This window comes from Arcobacter sp. AHV-9/2010, assembly GCF_004116575.1.
Taxonomy (GTDB): domain Bacteria; phylum Campylobacterota; class Campylobacteria; order Campylobacterales; family Arcobacteraceae; genus Aliarcobacter; species Aliarcobacter skirrowii.
On record NZ_PDKH01000005.1, the window covers coordinates 45218 to 59784 of the forward strand.

Annotated in this window: 15 protein-coding genes and 1 other RNA gene; 10 read left to right on the forward strand and 6 right to left on the reverse strand. The window is 28.5% G+C overall.

Annotated features, from left to right (window positions below; translation table 11 throughout):
* Positions 1-7 precede the first annotated feature (7 nt).
* The 5 genes from CRU94_RS08075 (at position 8) to CRU94_RS08095 (ending at position 4689) form a co-directional block, all read left to right on the forward strand.
* On the forward strand, positions 8-793 hold the full coding sequence (locus CRU94_RS08075) for a ribonuclease H family protein (RefSeq protein WP_129106277.1): 786 nt from the start codon (positions 8-10) through the stop codon (positions 791-793).
* 66 nt (positions 794-859) lie between these two features.
* Complete coding sequence (gene abc-f / locus CRU94_RS08080) at positions 860-2809, forward strand: ribosomal protection-like ABC-F family protein (RefSeq protein WP_129106278.1); 1950 nt, start codon at positions 860-862, stop codon at positions 2807-2809.
* Between the two features lie 44 nt (positions 2810-2853).
* Positions 2854-3297: a GatB/YqeY domain-containing protein gene (locus CRU94_RS08085; RefSeq protein WP_129106279.1), complete on the forward strand. Its 444-nt coding sequence runs from the start codon at positions 2854-2856 to the stop codon at positions 3295-3297.
* Between the two features lie 64 nt (positions 3298-3361).
* Complete coding sequence (locus CRU94_RS08090) at positions 3362-4306, forward strand: M23 family metallopeptidase (RefSeq protein WP_129106280.1); 945 nt, start codon at positions 3362-3364, stop codon at positions 4304-4306.
* Positions 4219-4689: a bactofilin family protein gene (locus tag CRU94_RS08095; protein ID WP_129106281.1), complete on the forward strand. Its 471-nt coding sequence runs from the start codon at positions 4219-4221 to the stop codon at positions 4687-4689. Before CRU94_RS08090 ends, CRU94_RS08095 begins: the two co-directional genes overlap by 88 nt.
* Positions 4690-4733: 44 nt before the next feature.
* On the opposite strand, the gene trpC is transcribed toward CRU94_RS08095, so the two are convergent.
* The 4 genes from trpC to CRU94_RS08115 are packed head-to-tail and all read right to left on the reverse strand — an operon-like array spanning position 4734 to position 7950.
* On the reverse strand, positions 4734-5525 hold the full coding sequence (trpC, locus tag CRU94_RS08100; RefSeq protein ID WP_129106282.1) for an indole-3-glycerol phosphate synthase TrpC: 792 nt from the start codon (positions 5523-5525) through the stop codon (positions 4734-4736).
* Complete coding sequence (locus CRU94_RS08105) at positions 5512-6882, reverse strand: hypothetical protein (protein WP_129106283.1); 1371 nt, start codon at positions 6880-6882, stop codon at positions 5512-5514. Before CRU94_RS08105 ends, trpC begins: the two co-directional genes overlap by 14 nt.
* The gene (locus CRU94_RS08110; RefSeq protein WP_129106284.1) at positions 6858-7241 is read right to left on the reverse strand and encodes a YkgJ family cysteine cluster protein; all 384 of its coding nucleotides are present in this window, start codon (positions 7239-7241) and stop codon (positions 6858-6860) included. Before CRU94_RS08110 ends, CRU94_RS08105 begins: the two co-directional genes overlap by 25 nt.
* Positions 7234-7950, reverse strand: a complete 717-nt coding sequence (locus CRU94_RS08115) for a tRNA1(Val) (adenine(37)-N6)-methyltransferase (RefSeq protein ID WP_129106285.1) — start codon at positions 7948-7950, stop codon at positions 7234-7236. The genes CRU94_RS08110 and CRU94_RS08115 overlap by 8 nt, the downstream gene beginning before the upstream one ends.
* 143 nt (positions 7951-8093) lie before the next feature.
* Between CRU94_RS08115 and CRU94_RS08120 the strand changes: the two genes are divergently transcribed.
* Genes CRU94_RS08120 through CRU94_RS08135 form a run of 4 tightly spaced genes read left to right on the forward strand, consistent with a single transcriptional unit; the run spans position 8094 to position 10973 of the window.
* Positions 8094-8423 carry a 4Fe-4S binding protein gene (locus CRU94_RS08120; protein ID WP_129106286.1) on the forward strand — a complete coding sequence of 110 codons (330 nt, stop codon included), beginning with the start codon at positions 8094-8096 and terminating at the stop codon, positions 8421-8423.
* A gap of 2 nt (positions 8424-8425) precedes the next feature.
* Positions 8426-9556, forward strand: a complete 1131-nt coding sequence (locus CRU94_RS08125; protein WP_129106287.1) for a 2-oxoglutarate synthase subunit alpha — start codon at positions 8426-8428, stop codon at positions 9554-9556.
* Position 9557: 1 nt separating this feature from the next.
* Positions 9558-10391, forward strand: a complete 834-nt coding sequence (locus CRU94_RS08130; RefSeq protein ID WP_129106288.1) for a 2-oxoglutarate ferredoxin oxidoreductase subunit beta — start codon at positions 9558-9560, stop codon at positions 10389-10391.
* Positions 10392-10400: 9 nt separating this feature from the next.
* Positions 10401-10973, forward strand: coding sequence for a 2-oxoacid:acceptor oxidoreductase family protein (locus CRU94_RS08135; RefSeq protein WP_129106289.1), 573 nt, complete (start codon positions 10401-10403; stop codon positions 10971-10973).
* A gap of 51 nt (positions 10974-11024) precedes the next feature.
* Here CRU94_RS08135 and rnpB read toward each other — a convergent pair.
* Together rnpB and lolA are read right to left on the reverse strand one after the other, a co-directional pair.
* Positions 11025-11344, reverse strand: an RNA gene (gene rnpB / locus CRU94_RS08140) — RNase P RNA component class A.
* Between the two features lie 14 nt (positions 11345-11358).
* Positions 11359-11889, reverse strand: a complete 531-nt coding sequence (gene lolA, locus CRU94_RS08145; RefSeq protein ID WP_129106290.1) for a LolA-like outer membrane lipoprotein chaperone — start codon at positions 11887-11889, stop codon at positions 11359-11361.
* A gap of 59 nt (positions 11890-11948) precedes the next feature.
* Between lolA and secA the strand changes: the two genes are divergently transcribed.
* Positions 11949-14567, forward strand: coding sequence for a preprotein translocase subunit SecA (secA, locus tag CRU94_RS08150; RefSeq protein WP_129106291.1), 2619 nt, complete (start codon positions 11949-11951; stop codon positions 14565-14567).

A 14567-nucleotide genomic window follows, 5' to 3' on the forward strand; every position in this document is an offset into this window, starting at 1 on the left:
AGAAAAAATGACAATAGATAAAGAAATTTTCAAACTAATTACTTTTAATGATAATTTAAATCAGACACAACTTGATATTTTACAAATATCAAATGATAATATAAACTATAAAGATACTATATTTTCAAAAGAGATATCAAAAAATGATTTCAATTTACTTATGCTTTTAAAAGGGATTGAATCACTTCAAGCACAAAATCAAATAGTTGAAAATTATCATAAAATTTTAGAATATAACAAGATAAAAGCAACAGTTTATAAAAATGAAAAGACAAATCAAAATCTTAATTTAACAATCTATTGCGATGGAGCTTGTTCTGGAAACCCTGGATTTGCTGGAAGTGGATTAGCAATTTATCAAAACAATCAAAAACCAGTTTTACTCTATGGAGCATTTGTTGAAAATGGAACAAACAATATAGCTGAACTAAATGCTTTATTAAAAGCACTTCAAATAGCTTCACAAAATATTGGTGAAGAAAAAATTATAATTTTTTCAGACTCAAAATACTCAATTGATTGCATAGCTACTTGGGCATACTCTTGGAAAAAAAATGGCTGGAGTAAAAAAGGTGGAGAGATAAAAAATCTTGAACTTATAAAAGAGTCTCACTTTTTATATGAAAAAATTAAAAATAACATAGAGTTAAATCATGTAAAGGGTCATAGTGGAGTTGAAGGAAACGAACTTGCTGATAGAATGGCTGTAAATGCTATTTTAGAAAAAAGTATAGATTTTAAAGAGTTTGAATATACAAATATAGAAGATGTTTTAAAACTAAAATCTTATTGACTTATTTAGCTCTAAAGAGTTTTTAGATAGACTCTTTTTTATTTTTTTAGGAAAAACACTCTTTATATGGCACTAATAGACTTACAAAACATTTCAAAACAATACGACACAAAAGTTATTTTAAAAGATGCAAACTTTACTCTACAAACTGGGCAAAGAGTTGCTGTTATTGGTCAAAATGGACAAGGAAAATCAACTCTATTTAAAATCATTATGAGATTAGTTGAACCAGATAGCGGTGAAATGTCTATTGATAGATCTGTAAAAATAGAGATGCTAGACCAGCAACCAAAATTTAAAGCAAATTTAAGTGTACGAGATGCTATTGAGAACCAACTAGTTGAACTTAAAAGTGCAAAGCTAGAGTATGAAAAAATTACAAATGAGTTAATGACAAACTATGAAGATGATAATCTATTAAGAAGACAGAGTGATTTAGCATCTTTTTTAGAGTTTCATAATGCTTGGGATTTGGACAATATGATTGAGAGAGTTTTAGTTGAGTTCCAACTAAAACAGTATGAGTTTAAAGATGTAAATTTACTAAGTGGTGGAGAGCAGCGTCGTGTTAGCTTGGCTGGATTGATTTTAAAAAAACCAGATATTTTACTTTTAGATGAGCCTACAAACCACCTTGATGTTTATATGGTTGAGTTTTTAGAGGAGTTACTTTTAAAAAACAACTTTACTCTACTTTTTATATCTCACGATAGATATTTTATTGATAATATTGCTACAAATGTTATTGAAGTTGAAGGTGGAGAACTAAGAAGATTCAACGGCGGATACTCTTCATATTTAGAACAAAAAGCACAAATTTTATCAAATATGCAAAAAGAGCATGAAAACTTACTTAGGCTTGTAAAACAAGAAGCCCACTGGATGCAACACGGAGTAACTGCAAGAAGAAAAAGAAATGAAAGAAGAAAAGCTGAATATTTTGATTTAAAACAAAAAGCCAAAACAAATCCAGCAGCAATAAAAAAGATGAGTATAGAGCTTCAAAGAGAGCAAAAATCTTTTAATAGTGAAGAGAAACAACAAAATAAGAAAAAAATGCTTTATGAACTTGATAATATTTATAAAACATTGGGTGATAAAGAGCTAATCAAAGATTTTACAACTAGAATTTTACAAAAAGATACTATTGCAATTGTTGGTCCAAATGGAAGTGGAAAATCAACTTTACTTAAAATTTTTATGGAAAAAATGAAGATTGATAAAGGGAGTTTCAAAAAAGGTGATTTTCAAATAGCTTATTTTGATCAGCAGCGAGAGATGCTTGATGATGATAAAACTATTTTAGAGATATTCTGTCCAAATGGTGGAGATAGAGTTGTACTTGATGATGGAAGAAATATGCATGTTTTTGGATATTTAAAAAACTTCTTATTTCCAAAAGAGTATTTAGATAAAAAAGTTGGTGTTTTAAGTGGTGGGGAGAAAAATAGAGTTGCACTTGCCCTACTTTTTACAAAAAGAGTTGATTGTATGATTTTGGATGAGCCTACAAACGACTTAGATATTCCAACAATTAATATTTTAGAAGAGTACTTACAAAACTTTCAAGGTGCATTAATATTTGTATCTCATGATAGATATTTTGTAGATAAGATTGCTAAAAAACTTTTTGTATTTACTGGAAATGGTCATATTATGGAGAGTTTCCAGCCTTATAGTGAATATTTACAAATTGAAAAAGAGCTAAAAGAGCTTGACTCTTTAGAACTTGAATTAGAAAAAGAAAAAACATCTGTAAAAGTTGTAAATGAACCTAAAAAACAGACTAAGTTGTCTTATAAAGATCAAAGAGATTATGATAGTTTACCAAAAGAGCTTGAAGAGCTTGAGGCTAAAATAGAAGAGATAAACAACTGCTTGGCAGACCCAAAATGTTATGAAAAAATGGGAATTGTAGCACTAGGAAAAGAGCTTGAAGATACAAAAGCTCTATATGAAGAAAAAGTTGAAAGATTTTTAAATCTTGAGGAGTTGATTGAAAGTTTTAATTCTTAAAAAAGTATAATTAAACTAATTTGAAAAATATAAAAGGAGAAAATATGTCATTAAAAGAGAAATTAAACGAAGACTTAAAACAAGCCATGAGAGATAAAGAGGTCGTAAAAAGGGACTCTATACGAGCTATTAATACAATGATAAAACAGATAGAAGTTGATGAAAGAAGAGTTTTGGATGATGCTGAAGTTATAAAGCTAATTCAAAGAGGAATTAAACAAAGAGAAGAGGCAATTTCTCAATATAGTGCTGCTTCAAGAGATGATTTAGTTCAAAAAGAGCAAGAGCAAATTGATGTATTTATGCTATATTTGCCAAAACAGTTAAGCGATATTGAGCTTGAAGCTGGAATGAAAGAAGTAATAAGTGAAGTTGGTGCAACAAACTTAAAAGATATGGGAAAAGTTATGGGAGCTGCTTCTAAAAAATTTGCAGGTGTTGCAGATGGAAAAAGAATAAATGAGATGGTGAAAAAACTTTTAGCATAGTATTTTACTTAAGATAAATTTTATTTCATTTAGCTAAAATTGTTACTTAATTGTAGGAGAGAACATGGAGAAACCTAAAAAAGAGTATTTTACTATAACCATTAATTATGAAAGAGGTATTCATCAACTAAGAGTCCCCCAAAAACCTCTTTTTTACACATTAATTTCATTAGTATCAATATTTTCAATATCTTTAATAACAACTTTTTTTCTAAATTACTCTTTAAATAAAATAGATAAAGAGAAGATTAATTTAGAGTATGAGTTAGTAGAAACACAAAAAGTAAATGAAGAGCTAAGCTCTCTTGTAAGTCAAACTCAATCTGAACTACTTGAAAAAAATGAAGAGATATCAGAAGCCGCTAGTTACTTATCGAAAATAGAGAACCTAATAGGTCTTTCAACTACAGAAGAAGAGAGTTCTTTGAAAAAAAGAGTCGATATAGCAAAGCTAGATTCTGAACAAAGAGCAACAATTTTACAACTAGTTCCAAATGGTTATCCTCTTGAATATAAAGGAGTTACAAGTCCTTATGGATATAGACAACATCCCATTTTAGATAAAAAATTGTTTCATATGGGTGTTGACTTAAGAGCCTCTATAGGAACACCAATTTATGCAACTGCTGATGGAGTTGTTAAAAAATCCTCTTATGATAAATTTAATGGCAATTTAATAGTTCTTCAACATATTTATGGATTTCAAACTTATTACTCACATTTAAACAAGAATGTGGTAAAATCTGGCGACTTCGTTAAAAAAGGGGATTTAATAGCTTACTCTGGAAATACAGGGCGAAGTAATGGTCCTCATTTACATTATGAGGTTCGTTTTTTAACAAAGACTTTAGATCCTGTAACATTTGCAAAATGGGATATAAAAAACTATACAGAAATTTTTGAAAAGGAAACTGATATATCATGGCATTCTTTAATAACAGCGATAAGCAACTTACGAGTTCAAGAGCCGACTCCTCAACTACAATTATCACTTCAGGAACTAAAATAACAGGTGATATAAGACTATCTTGTAATTTATACATTGATGGTTTTTTTGAAGGAAACATCTACTCTCAAAAAGAGATAAATATTGGTGTAAATGGTCAAGTAAAAGGTGAAATAAATGCTCATAGAGTTGTAGTTCAAGGTTTAGCAGAAGGTATGATTAATGCTACAAAGGTAGATATTAAACCTGAAGGTAAAGTAAAAGGAACAGTAGAATCTGAAGAGTTCATTATTGAAGCTAAAGGTATTTTTGAAGGTAATAGCCTTATTAAAAAGAGCGACAAAGAAGAAAATAGTTTAAAAGACGAATCAAAGTCTAAGAATATCTTTGATAAAAAAGATTCAAATGTAGCAAGTGAAGCTACTATTGAAAAAGATAAAAAATAGTTAATACTCTCAAGCTAAATATAGCTTGAGTTTTATTAATTAACTTATTTTAAAGAGTTTTTAAACTCAACTAACTCATCTTCTATTCTAGATACTCTCATAAAATGCTCACCTATCAAAAATGCATCAGCACCAATACTGTGAAGTCTTTTTATAACATCCTTATTTGATACACCTGATTCTGCAACTATAATTTTTTCTTTTGGAATAAGTGGTATTAACTTATCACATAAACTCATATCCATCTCAAATGTTTTTAGATTTCTGTGATTTATTCCAATAATATTGGCACCACTATTTAAAGCTTTATCTAAATCCTCTTTATCATGAATCTCTACTAAAACTTCTAAATCTAAACTTCTTGCATAATTATATAAATCATTTAACTCTTTTTGCTCTAAAGATTTTGCAATTAATAGAATAAAATCGGCTCCATATATTAAAGCTTCTGCTATTTGATATTTAGTAAGAATAAAATCTTTTCTTAAAAGTGGAATATTTGTAACTTTTTTTATCTCTTTTAAATACTCTAAATTACCTAAGAAAAAGTGTGGTTCTGTTAAAACAGATATTGCATTTGCACCAAATTCATTATACTCTTTTGCTATAGCTAAATGATTAAAATCATCTTTTATAACACCTTTACTTGGACTTGCTTTTTTAACCTCTGCAATTATTCTAATAGGTTCGTCTTTCGTTGATTTTAAAAACTTTTTTACATCTTTTGTAGAAAATTTACCATCTTTTATAATATTTTCAAGCTCTTTAAAAGAGATATCTTTCTCTCTATCTCTTACATCCTGTAATGTCTGTCTATTTATTTTATCTAATATCATTCTCTATACACTCCTTAATTTTTTCATAATGTAGTTTTACCTCTTTATCCTCAAAACCAACTTTTTCAATTACAATCTTTATTAATTCAAGAGCTTTTTTACAATTTTTAATTTTATACTCTCCCCAAGCTAAAGTATCAATATAAGCATAATTTTCAGGATCTTGATACAAAGCCTCTTTTACAAGAGCTATACCTTTTAAATAATCTTTATCATTGTCAATCAAAATATATGCTAAGTAGTTTTGATAAAGTGCTCTTGAAGAAGTTTCAACAACCTTTTCAAGTATAGAGATAATATCTTTTAGCTCTTTATTATTTAAATTTTTATCTTCTAAAGCAATTTCATATCTAAACATAGCTTGATATGCTAAAAAATCATCTATTTTATTGATATCATATAGTTTAGAGGCTAATTTCAAACCATTTTTTTTATCACCTTTTGATATATATAAATTTAATAAAAAATCATCTTCAATACCGCTTGTTACTAAAAAATTTATAATTTCATCTTCAGTTTTAAATCGTTCGAAAATAAGATTTATAAGCTCTTGCTTTTCATAAAATAGATTATTTTCTAAATAAAACTTATAACTATCTTTTAATAGATTATTTACTTTTTCATCATCTTTTAATGTATCAAAAAACAGAAGTGCTTGTAATAGTAAAAGATAGTTATAGTTTTTATCTTTAATTGCTATTTGCAATCTATTAATTGCTTTATCTTTTTGATTAAACTTAAAAAACTCTATTCCACTTAGAGCATGAATAGAACTAACACTATTTGAATATTTATTTGCTTTTAAATATGATTCATAAGAGTTTTTAAAATCCTCTTTTGCTAGGTATATATTTCCTAATAGTTCATAATTATTTGAATTTTTATATTTTTTAACTAAAATTAAACCATATTTTAAAGCATTTTCAAAATCTTTTTGATTTAAAAGTGCAAAACTGTAAAGCCTTAAAATCTCCTCTTCATCTTTCATATTATCAAAATAATATTTTTGACTATTTTCAACAATAGATTTATAATCATTCATAAGTAATGATACTCTTAAATAATTTAATAAATATATTGAATTATTAGTATTAAAAAAAAGATTTAAATATATCTCTCTAGCCTCTTCATAACTATTTTGTGCCTCTAAATCATAAGCACTTAATATAAAAAAATCTTCTAAATAATATTTTTTTATATCTATTTTTTTATTATTTTCATTAATACTATTTTCAGAAAAACTATCTTCATTTTTAATATTTTTATCTCTATTTTCAATACTAAAAATATCTTTTGTGCAAGAGCCTAAAAAAAATAGAATAGCAATAACAGTTATAAATCTAATATACCTATACACTCTTTTTTAAGCTCCTCTTTATTTGTTTTAAAATAGTCCCAAAAAGGAAATGTTCTACACTGATTTGGTCTAAATTCATATATGCTACACATTTTATTAATGTTATCAAAAAAACAACAAGAATAAACTTTTGGCTCAAATTCTACCTCTTTTAAACTATATTTATACCCTACTTTATATAAATACTTTTTACTAAACTCATCAATAGTAAGATCTAAATGTTTACTAAGTCGCTCTATTTCAACAATATTTATCCAAATATAACCACTCTCTCCTGTACAACACTTTCCGCCACAACTCTCACAAGCTTTTGGATTAAATGAAAAACTATATCCATCTTTTTTTAGTAAATTACTCAATACTAGCCTTTATACTATGAGTATTTATATTTTTGTATATTTTTTTAATCTCATTTTTAAATGTTGAATCTTTTTTAAAAACTATTAAAGCAGGTAAAACTTTAAGTAATGATTTTGAATCTTTTTTTGCAAATATTAAAACCAAATTAGCATCACTATCTTTTTTTGGATAGACAAACTGTATTGACTCTATATTTAATCTATACTCATTTAAATAAATAATAATCTGTGATAACTGTTTAGCATCATAACAAAAAAATAGTTTTCCATTTGGTTTTAATATTTTTGATGATTTTTCTATAAAATTTTTTAGTGGCATTGATGAGTTGTATCTTGCAATTTTTAAATTTTCATTTTCACTTTTTATAACATCTGAGTGATAAAATGGTGGGTTTGAAACTAAATAATCAAACTTTATAGGAAAATCAATATCAAAAAATGAGCCACAAAACATATTTGAATCAATTTTGTTTGTAGAGCAGTTTTTATTTGAAAAAAACTGAAAAATTTCTTGAATTTCAACTTGATTTAGCTTAAGTTTAGAAAACTTTTTTGCTACAAGTAGTCCTAGAATTCCACTTCCACTTCCAATATCTAAAAGCTCTCCACTTATATTTTTATATTTTTCTAAATTTTTACATATGAAGTTAAATAAAAAATGTGTATCACTATTATAGCAATAACCATTTATAGGTTGATAGAGTAACAAAAACTAATCCTTATTTTTTAAAGTTTTTATTATATCCAAACTTTTTATATATTTACTTTTAATAAAATAAGCTTGACTTTGGTATTATTCTTGCAAAAATTATAAAGTTTATAAATTTTTATTATATTTTATAAAGGAAAAATATGTCAAATTTTGAAGCTCCTTTAAATACCCCTGTTTGGGTTGATGAAAGTAGATGTAAAGCTTGCGATAGATGTGTATCTGTTTGTCCAGCTGGAGTTCTTGCAATGAGACAAGAGATTCATTCAACACTTGGTGCTATGGCTACTGTTATAAATCCTGAATCTTGTATTGGTTGTAGCGATTGTGAATTATCTTGTCCAGATTTTGCTATTTTTGTAGCAGATAAAAAAGAGTTTAAATTCTCAAAATTGACTCCTGAATCAAAACAGAGACAAGAGAGAATTATAAAAAATAATTATAAATTATTAGATGAAGATAAAAAGGTTTAATTATGGCAAGAGAGTTAATATCAACTGGAAATGAGTTAGCAGCACAAGCAGCTATTGATTCAAAGTGTGAATTTTTTGGTGGCTATCCTATTACCCCTTCAAGTGAAATAATGCATGTTTTATCTTCAAAACTACCTGCAAATGGTGGAGTTTGTATGCAAATGGAAGATGAGATTTCTGGAATTTGTGCAGCACTGGGTGCATCAATGAGTGGGAAAAGAGCTTTAACAGCAACTTCAGGACCTGGAATTTCACTAAAAGCTGAAAATTTAGGACTTGGATATATTGCAGAGGTTCCACTTGTAGTTATAAATGTAATGAGAGGAGGACCTTCAACTGGACTTCCAACAAGAGTTTCACAAGGTGATCTTTTACAAGCAAAAAATCCAACTCATGGAGATGTAAAATCAATTACTTTAATGCCTGGAAATTTAAGTGAGTGCTACACAGAAGTGGTAAGAGCATTTAATCTAGCAGATAGATTTATGCAACCTATTTTTGTTTTACTTGATGAGACAATTGGGCATATGGCTGGTAAGGCTATAATTCCTGATTTAAATGAAGTAGAAAAAAATAGAGTTTATAGAAAAAGATTTGATGGGGATAAAAAAGATTATCTTCCTTATGGTGTAAAAGATGATGAACCAGCTGTTTTAAATCCAATGTTTGAAGGGTATAGATACCATTTTACAGGGCTTCACCACGGACCAACAGGTCATCCAACAGAAGATGGTGTTGTTTGTGATGCTTTAATGAATAGACTGTTTAAAAAAGTTGAAAATCATACAGATGAGCTAGAATCAAATGAAGAGTATATGCTAGATGATGCAGAAATTCTAATCATTGCTTATGGTTCTGTTTCACTTGGAGCTAAAGAGGCTGTTAATCGTCTTAGAAAAGAGGGAATAAAAGCTGGAATGTTTAGACCAAGAACAGTTTGGCCAAGCCCTGAGAAAAGATTAAATGAACTTGTAAACAGATTTGAAAAAGTATTAGTTGCAGAGCTTAATATGGGACAATACACTCAAGAGATACAAAGAGTTAGTGGAAGAAGAGACTTTGATACACTTTTAAAAGCAAATGGAAGACCTCTATCACCTATTGAAATAATAGAAAAAGTAAAAGGAATGTAATATGGCTTTTAACTATGATGAATATTTAAGAACAGATAAAATGCCAACACTTTGGTGTTGGGGATGTGGAGATGGAGTTATATTAAAAGCTTTAATTAGAGCAATTGATAAACTTGGATGGAATATGGATGATGTTTGTGTTGTTTCTGGAATTGGATGTTCTGGAAGATTTAGCTCATATATAAACTGTAATACTGTTCACACAACTCACGGAAGAACTCTTCCTTATGCAACTGGAATTAAAATGGTAAATCCAGATAAAAAGGTAATTGTTGTTGGTGGAGATGGTGATGGTCTTGCAATTGGTGGAAATCATACAATTCATGCAGCTAGAAGAAACATAGATTTAACTTATATTATTATAAACAACTTTATTTATGGTCTTACAAACTCTCAAACAAGTCCAACTACTCCAAAAGGAATGTGGACAGCAACAATGGAAAGAGGTAATATTGATCCAACTTTTGATGCTTGTAAATTAGTTGAAGCAGCAGGTGCTAGTTTTGTAGCAAGAGAGACTATGATTGATCCTAAAAAATTAGAAAAAAGTTTAGTAAAAGCACTTGAACATAAAGGTTTCTCTTTTGTAGAGGTATTCTCAAACTGCCATGTAAATTTAGGAAGAAAAAATAAAATGGCAAGTGCAACTGCAAACTTAGAGTGGATAGACTCTATCTCTTTAGCAAAAACAAAATTTGATATGCTTGAAGATGATCAAAAAATTGGAAAATTTCCAACAGGAGTTTTAAAACAAGATGAGAATGCAGTAGAGTATTGTGAAGCTTATAAAAAAGTTCAAGAGGCTCACAAAAACAAAACTATGGTTGAGTTGTAAGGAGCTAAAATGTCACAAAATCGAACTTTAATGAGATTTACAGGGGTTGGTGGACAAGGAGTTTTACTTGCTGGTGAAATTTTTGCAACTGCTAAAATAAACAATGGTGGATATGGATTAAAAACAGCAACTTATACATCGCAAGTAAGAGGTGGTCCAACTGTTGTTGATATCACTTTACAAGATGAAGAGATTATTTATCCATATGCAAATGATGGTGAGATTGATTTTATGCTTTCAGTTGCTCAAATATCTTTTAATCAGTTTAAAAAAGGTGTTAAAGATGGTGCAACAATTGTAATTGAACCAAACTTAGTAAACCCTAGTGAAGAAGATAGAAAAAGATGGAATATTATTGAAATTCCAATTATTACAATTGCAAAAGATGAAGTTGGAAATGTTATTACTCAATCAATTTTAGCATTAGCAATTGCAAACTATTTTACAAACGAAACAATTCCAAAAGAGGTTTTAAGAGAGGCTATGCTTTCAAAAGTTCCTGCAAAACTACACGATATGAATAATAAAGCTTATGATTTAGGTTATAAATATGCTAAAGAGGCTGATAATAGAAGCAAGTAGATTTTAATCTGCTTGTTTTACTCTAAAATATAATAAAAAGTATGATGATTTTAAATAGGTAGATTTATAAGCCGTGTTATGTATTTGACAATAATTTATCTAGAAGCCAAATCACTTTAGCTTTCCTGCGAAGACCAAAAATGTGAAGCTTATACCAGGTCTTCTTGCTACAGGTTGGGTTTACATAGCTGTTAAGATTGCTCAAAACACTGGTAGGCTCTTACCCTACCCTTTCACCATCACCAATAAATTGGCTGTCTTCTCTCTGTTGCACTATCCCTTAGATTACTCTAGCCATCCGTTAGATGGAACCTTGCTTCACTGTAGCACGGACTTTCCTCTTGAATTCAAGCTATTGTCTAATCTACCTAAGAGATAATTATATCTATTTTCTTATTAAATCATACCCTAAAGGAGTATTAAACATAAATTTACTATCAGAAATTTCACCATCTAAAATAGTATCAATAAATTTTATTTCAACGCTATTTTCAATCTCATCTTTATATAAAATCTTATCTATTTTTCCATTTTTTAAAACTATTTTATACTCTGTTTTATCTATTTTAGAGCTATAGATATTTTCATCTATTTTTTTAGCCTCATTTAACATCTTTAACATATCTATCTCTTTATCTAGCTTTGTAATAATAGCTTGCTCTAAATCAGGTTCATTTATTATAACTTCACTTCCATTTACAAATACATCTTTTCTAACTGGTTCTTGATAACTCCATAAAATTTTTCCACTATTTTTTATAAATAACTCACCTTTATAATCAATTTTTGTATTACTACTTGAAGTAATAGTTTGTATAAACTTTGATTGAAGAGTTTTTAAATTTTGAAACTCTTTTATTGATGCTTGTAGAAAGATTGTTGATAATAATAGCAATAAAGTAACTCTATAAAACATTTTTTAACCTTTTTTTATATATAATCAAGCTTCATTATAACGAAAAGGAACTAAATTATATGCTAAATGTTTTTTCAAAAGTTTTTGGTACAAGAAATGATAGAGTAGTAAAAAAATATAGAAAAAGAGCGAACGAAATTACTCTTTTAGAAGATAAGTACAAAAAAATGAGTGATGATGAGTTAAAAAATGAGTTTAACAATCTAAAAAAACTTGTACAAAATGAGGAAAAATCTTTAGATAATATTTTAAATGATACTTTCGCAATTGTTAGAGAGTCTAGCCATAGAGTTTTAAAAATGAGACCTTATGATGTTCAATTAATTGGTGCTATGGTTTTAAATAAAGGTGATATTGCTGAGATGAAAACAGGAGAGGGAAAAACTCTTGTTGGAGCAATCGCTGTTTGTTTAAATGCAATGGAAGGCAAAGGTGTTCATGTTGTAACAGTAAATGATTATCTAGCACAAAGAGATGCTAATGAGTTAAAACCTCTATATGAGTTTTTAGGATTTAGTGTTGGAGCTATAATTGATAGCATAAAAGATGATTTTATAAGAAAAGAGCAATACGCTTGTGATATTACATATGGAACAAATAGCTCTTTTGGATTTGATTATCTAAGAGATAATATGGTTTATGATTTAAATGAAAAAGTTCAAAGAGGTCATAATTTTGTAATTGTAGATGAAGTTGACTCTATATTAATTGATGAAGCTAGAACTCCACTAATTATTAGTGGTCCAACAAATCATAAAAACTCAAACTATATAAAAGCAAATGAGATAGCTTTAAAACTAGAGCGTGGAACTATAACTGAACCTACAAATCCTACAGAAAAAGCAGTTACTACAGGTGATTTTATTGTTGATGAGAAGAATAGAACAGTTAGTTTAACTGAAGCTGGTCATATAAGAGCTGAAGAACTTTTTGGGGTTGATAACTTATACTCAATAGAGAATGCGATGCTTTCACACTCACTTGATCAAGCATTAAAAGCAAACTATCTTTTTGTAAAAGATGTTGATTATGTTGTAAAAGATGATCAAATTATTATTGTTGATGAGTTTACAGGAAGACTTAGTGAAGGAAGAAGATTTAGTGAAGGTCTTCATCAAGCACTTGAAGCAAAAGAGAAAGTTGCTATTCAAGATGAGAGTCAAACTTTAGCAGATACAACATATCAAAACTACTTTAGAATGTATAAAAAACTCTCAGGAATGACTGGAACTGCACAAACAGAGGCAACAGAGTTTGCACAAATTTATAATCTTGATGTTGTATCAATTCCAACTAATGTTCCAATTAAAAGAGTTGATAAAAGCGATTTAATCTATAAAACAGAGAGAGAAAAGTTTAATGCTGTTTGTGAAAAAATAAAATATTATCACGAAAAAGGACAACCTGTACTTGTAGGAACTGCTAGTATTGAGAAGAGTGAAAAACTTCATAAATTTTTATCAGATAAAAAAATTCCTCACACTGTTTTAAATGCAAAACAGCACGAAAAAGAGGGAAAAATAATCGCTGATGCTGGTCAAAAAGGTGCTGTTACAATTGCTACAAATATGGCTGGGCGTGGAGTTGATATCAAATTAACTCCAGAGATTTTAGCTCTTGGTGGATTAGCAATTATTGGAACTGAAAGACATGAAAGTAGAAGAATTGATAACCAACTTAGAGGAAGAAGTGGAAGACAAGGAGATGTTGGAGAATCGCAATTTTACCTATCTTTAGAGGATAATCTTTTAAGAATATTTGGAAGTGATAAAATTAGAACTATCATGGAGAGACTTGGTATTCAAGAGGGTGAATATATTGAGTCAAGAATGGTTACAAGAGCTGTTGAAAATGCTCAAAAAAAGGTTGAATCTATGCACTTTGAAAGTAGAAAACATCTTTTAGAGTATGATGATGTTGCAAATGAACAAAGAAAAGTTATATATAACTTTAGAAATGATCTTTTAAAAGAGGATTATGATATATCTTCAAAAATCGAAGAGAATAGTTATGATTATGTAGAGTATCTTCTAGCTGAATCAAATGTTTTTGCAACTCAAAGTGAAGAGGATTTTAACTATGAACAAATTATTGCAAAAATCAAAGAGGAACTTCATTTAATATTAACAGTTGAAAATATTAAAAGTGAAGATTATGAGAGTTTAAAAAATAGATTGGCTCAAGTTTTAAAAGAAGTTTATGAAGAAAAAATGAGTGTTACAACACAAAAACAGAGAAATGAGATAGAAAGAATACTCTATCTTCAAATTTTAGATAGTGCTTGGAGAGAGCATCTATACTCAATGGATACTTTAAAAACTGGAATTGGACTAAGAGGTTATAACCAAAAAGATCCTTTAGTTGAGTATAAAAAAGAGTCTTACAATCTATTTGTTGAGCTTGTTTCAAATATTAAAATTGAGATTATAAAAATACTATTTACAATTCAACTTCAAAGCAAAGAGGATGCAAAAAAAGAGCAAGAGGCTTTAGAAAAAATCAAAGCTAATATGGAAAAATCAAATGAACATACAACTACAAATGTTGCTCAAGAGGCTGTAAAAAGTAGTGAGAAAAAAATTGCAAGAAATGAGCCTTGCCCTTGTGGAAGCGGTTTAAAATATAAACAGTGCTGTGGTAAAAGTGGACCTAAAAGAGGTTTGGTAGCAGGAAACTAG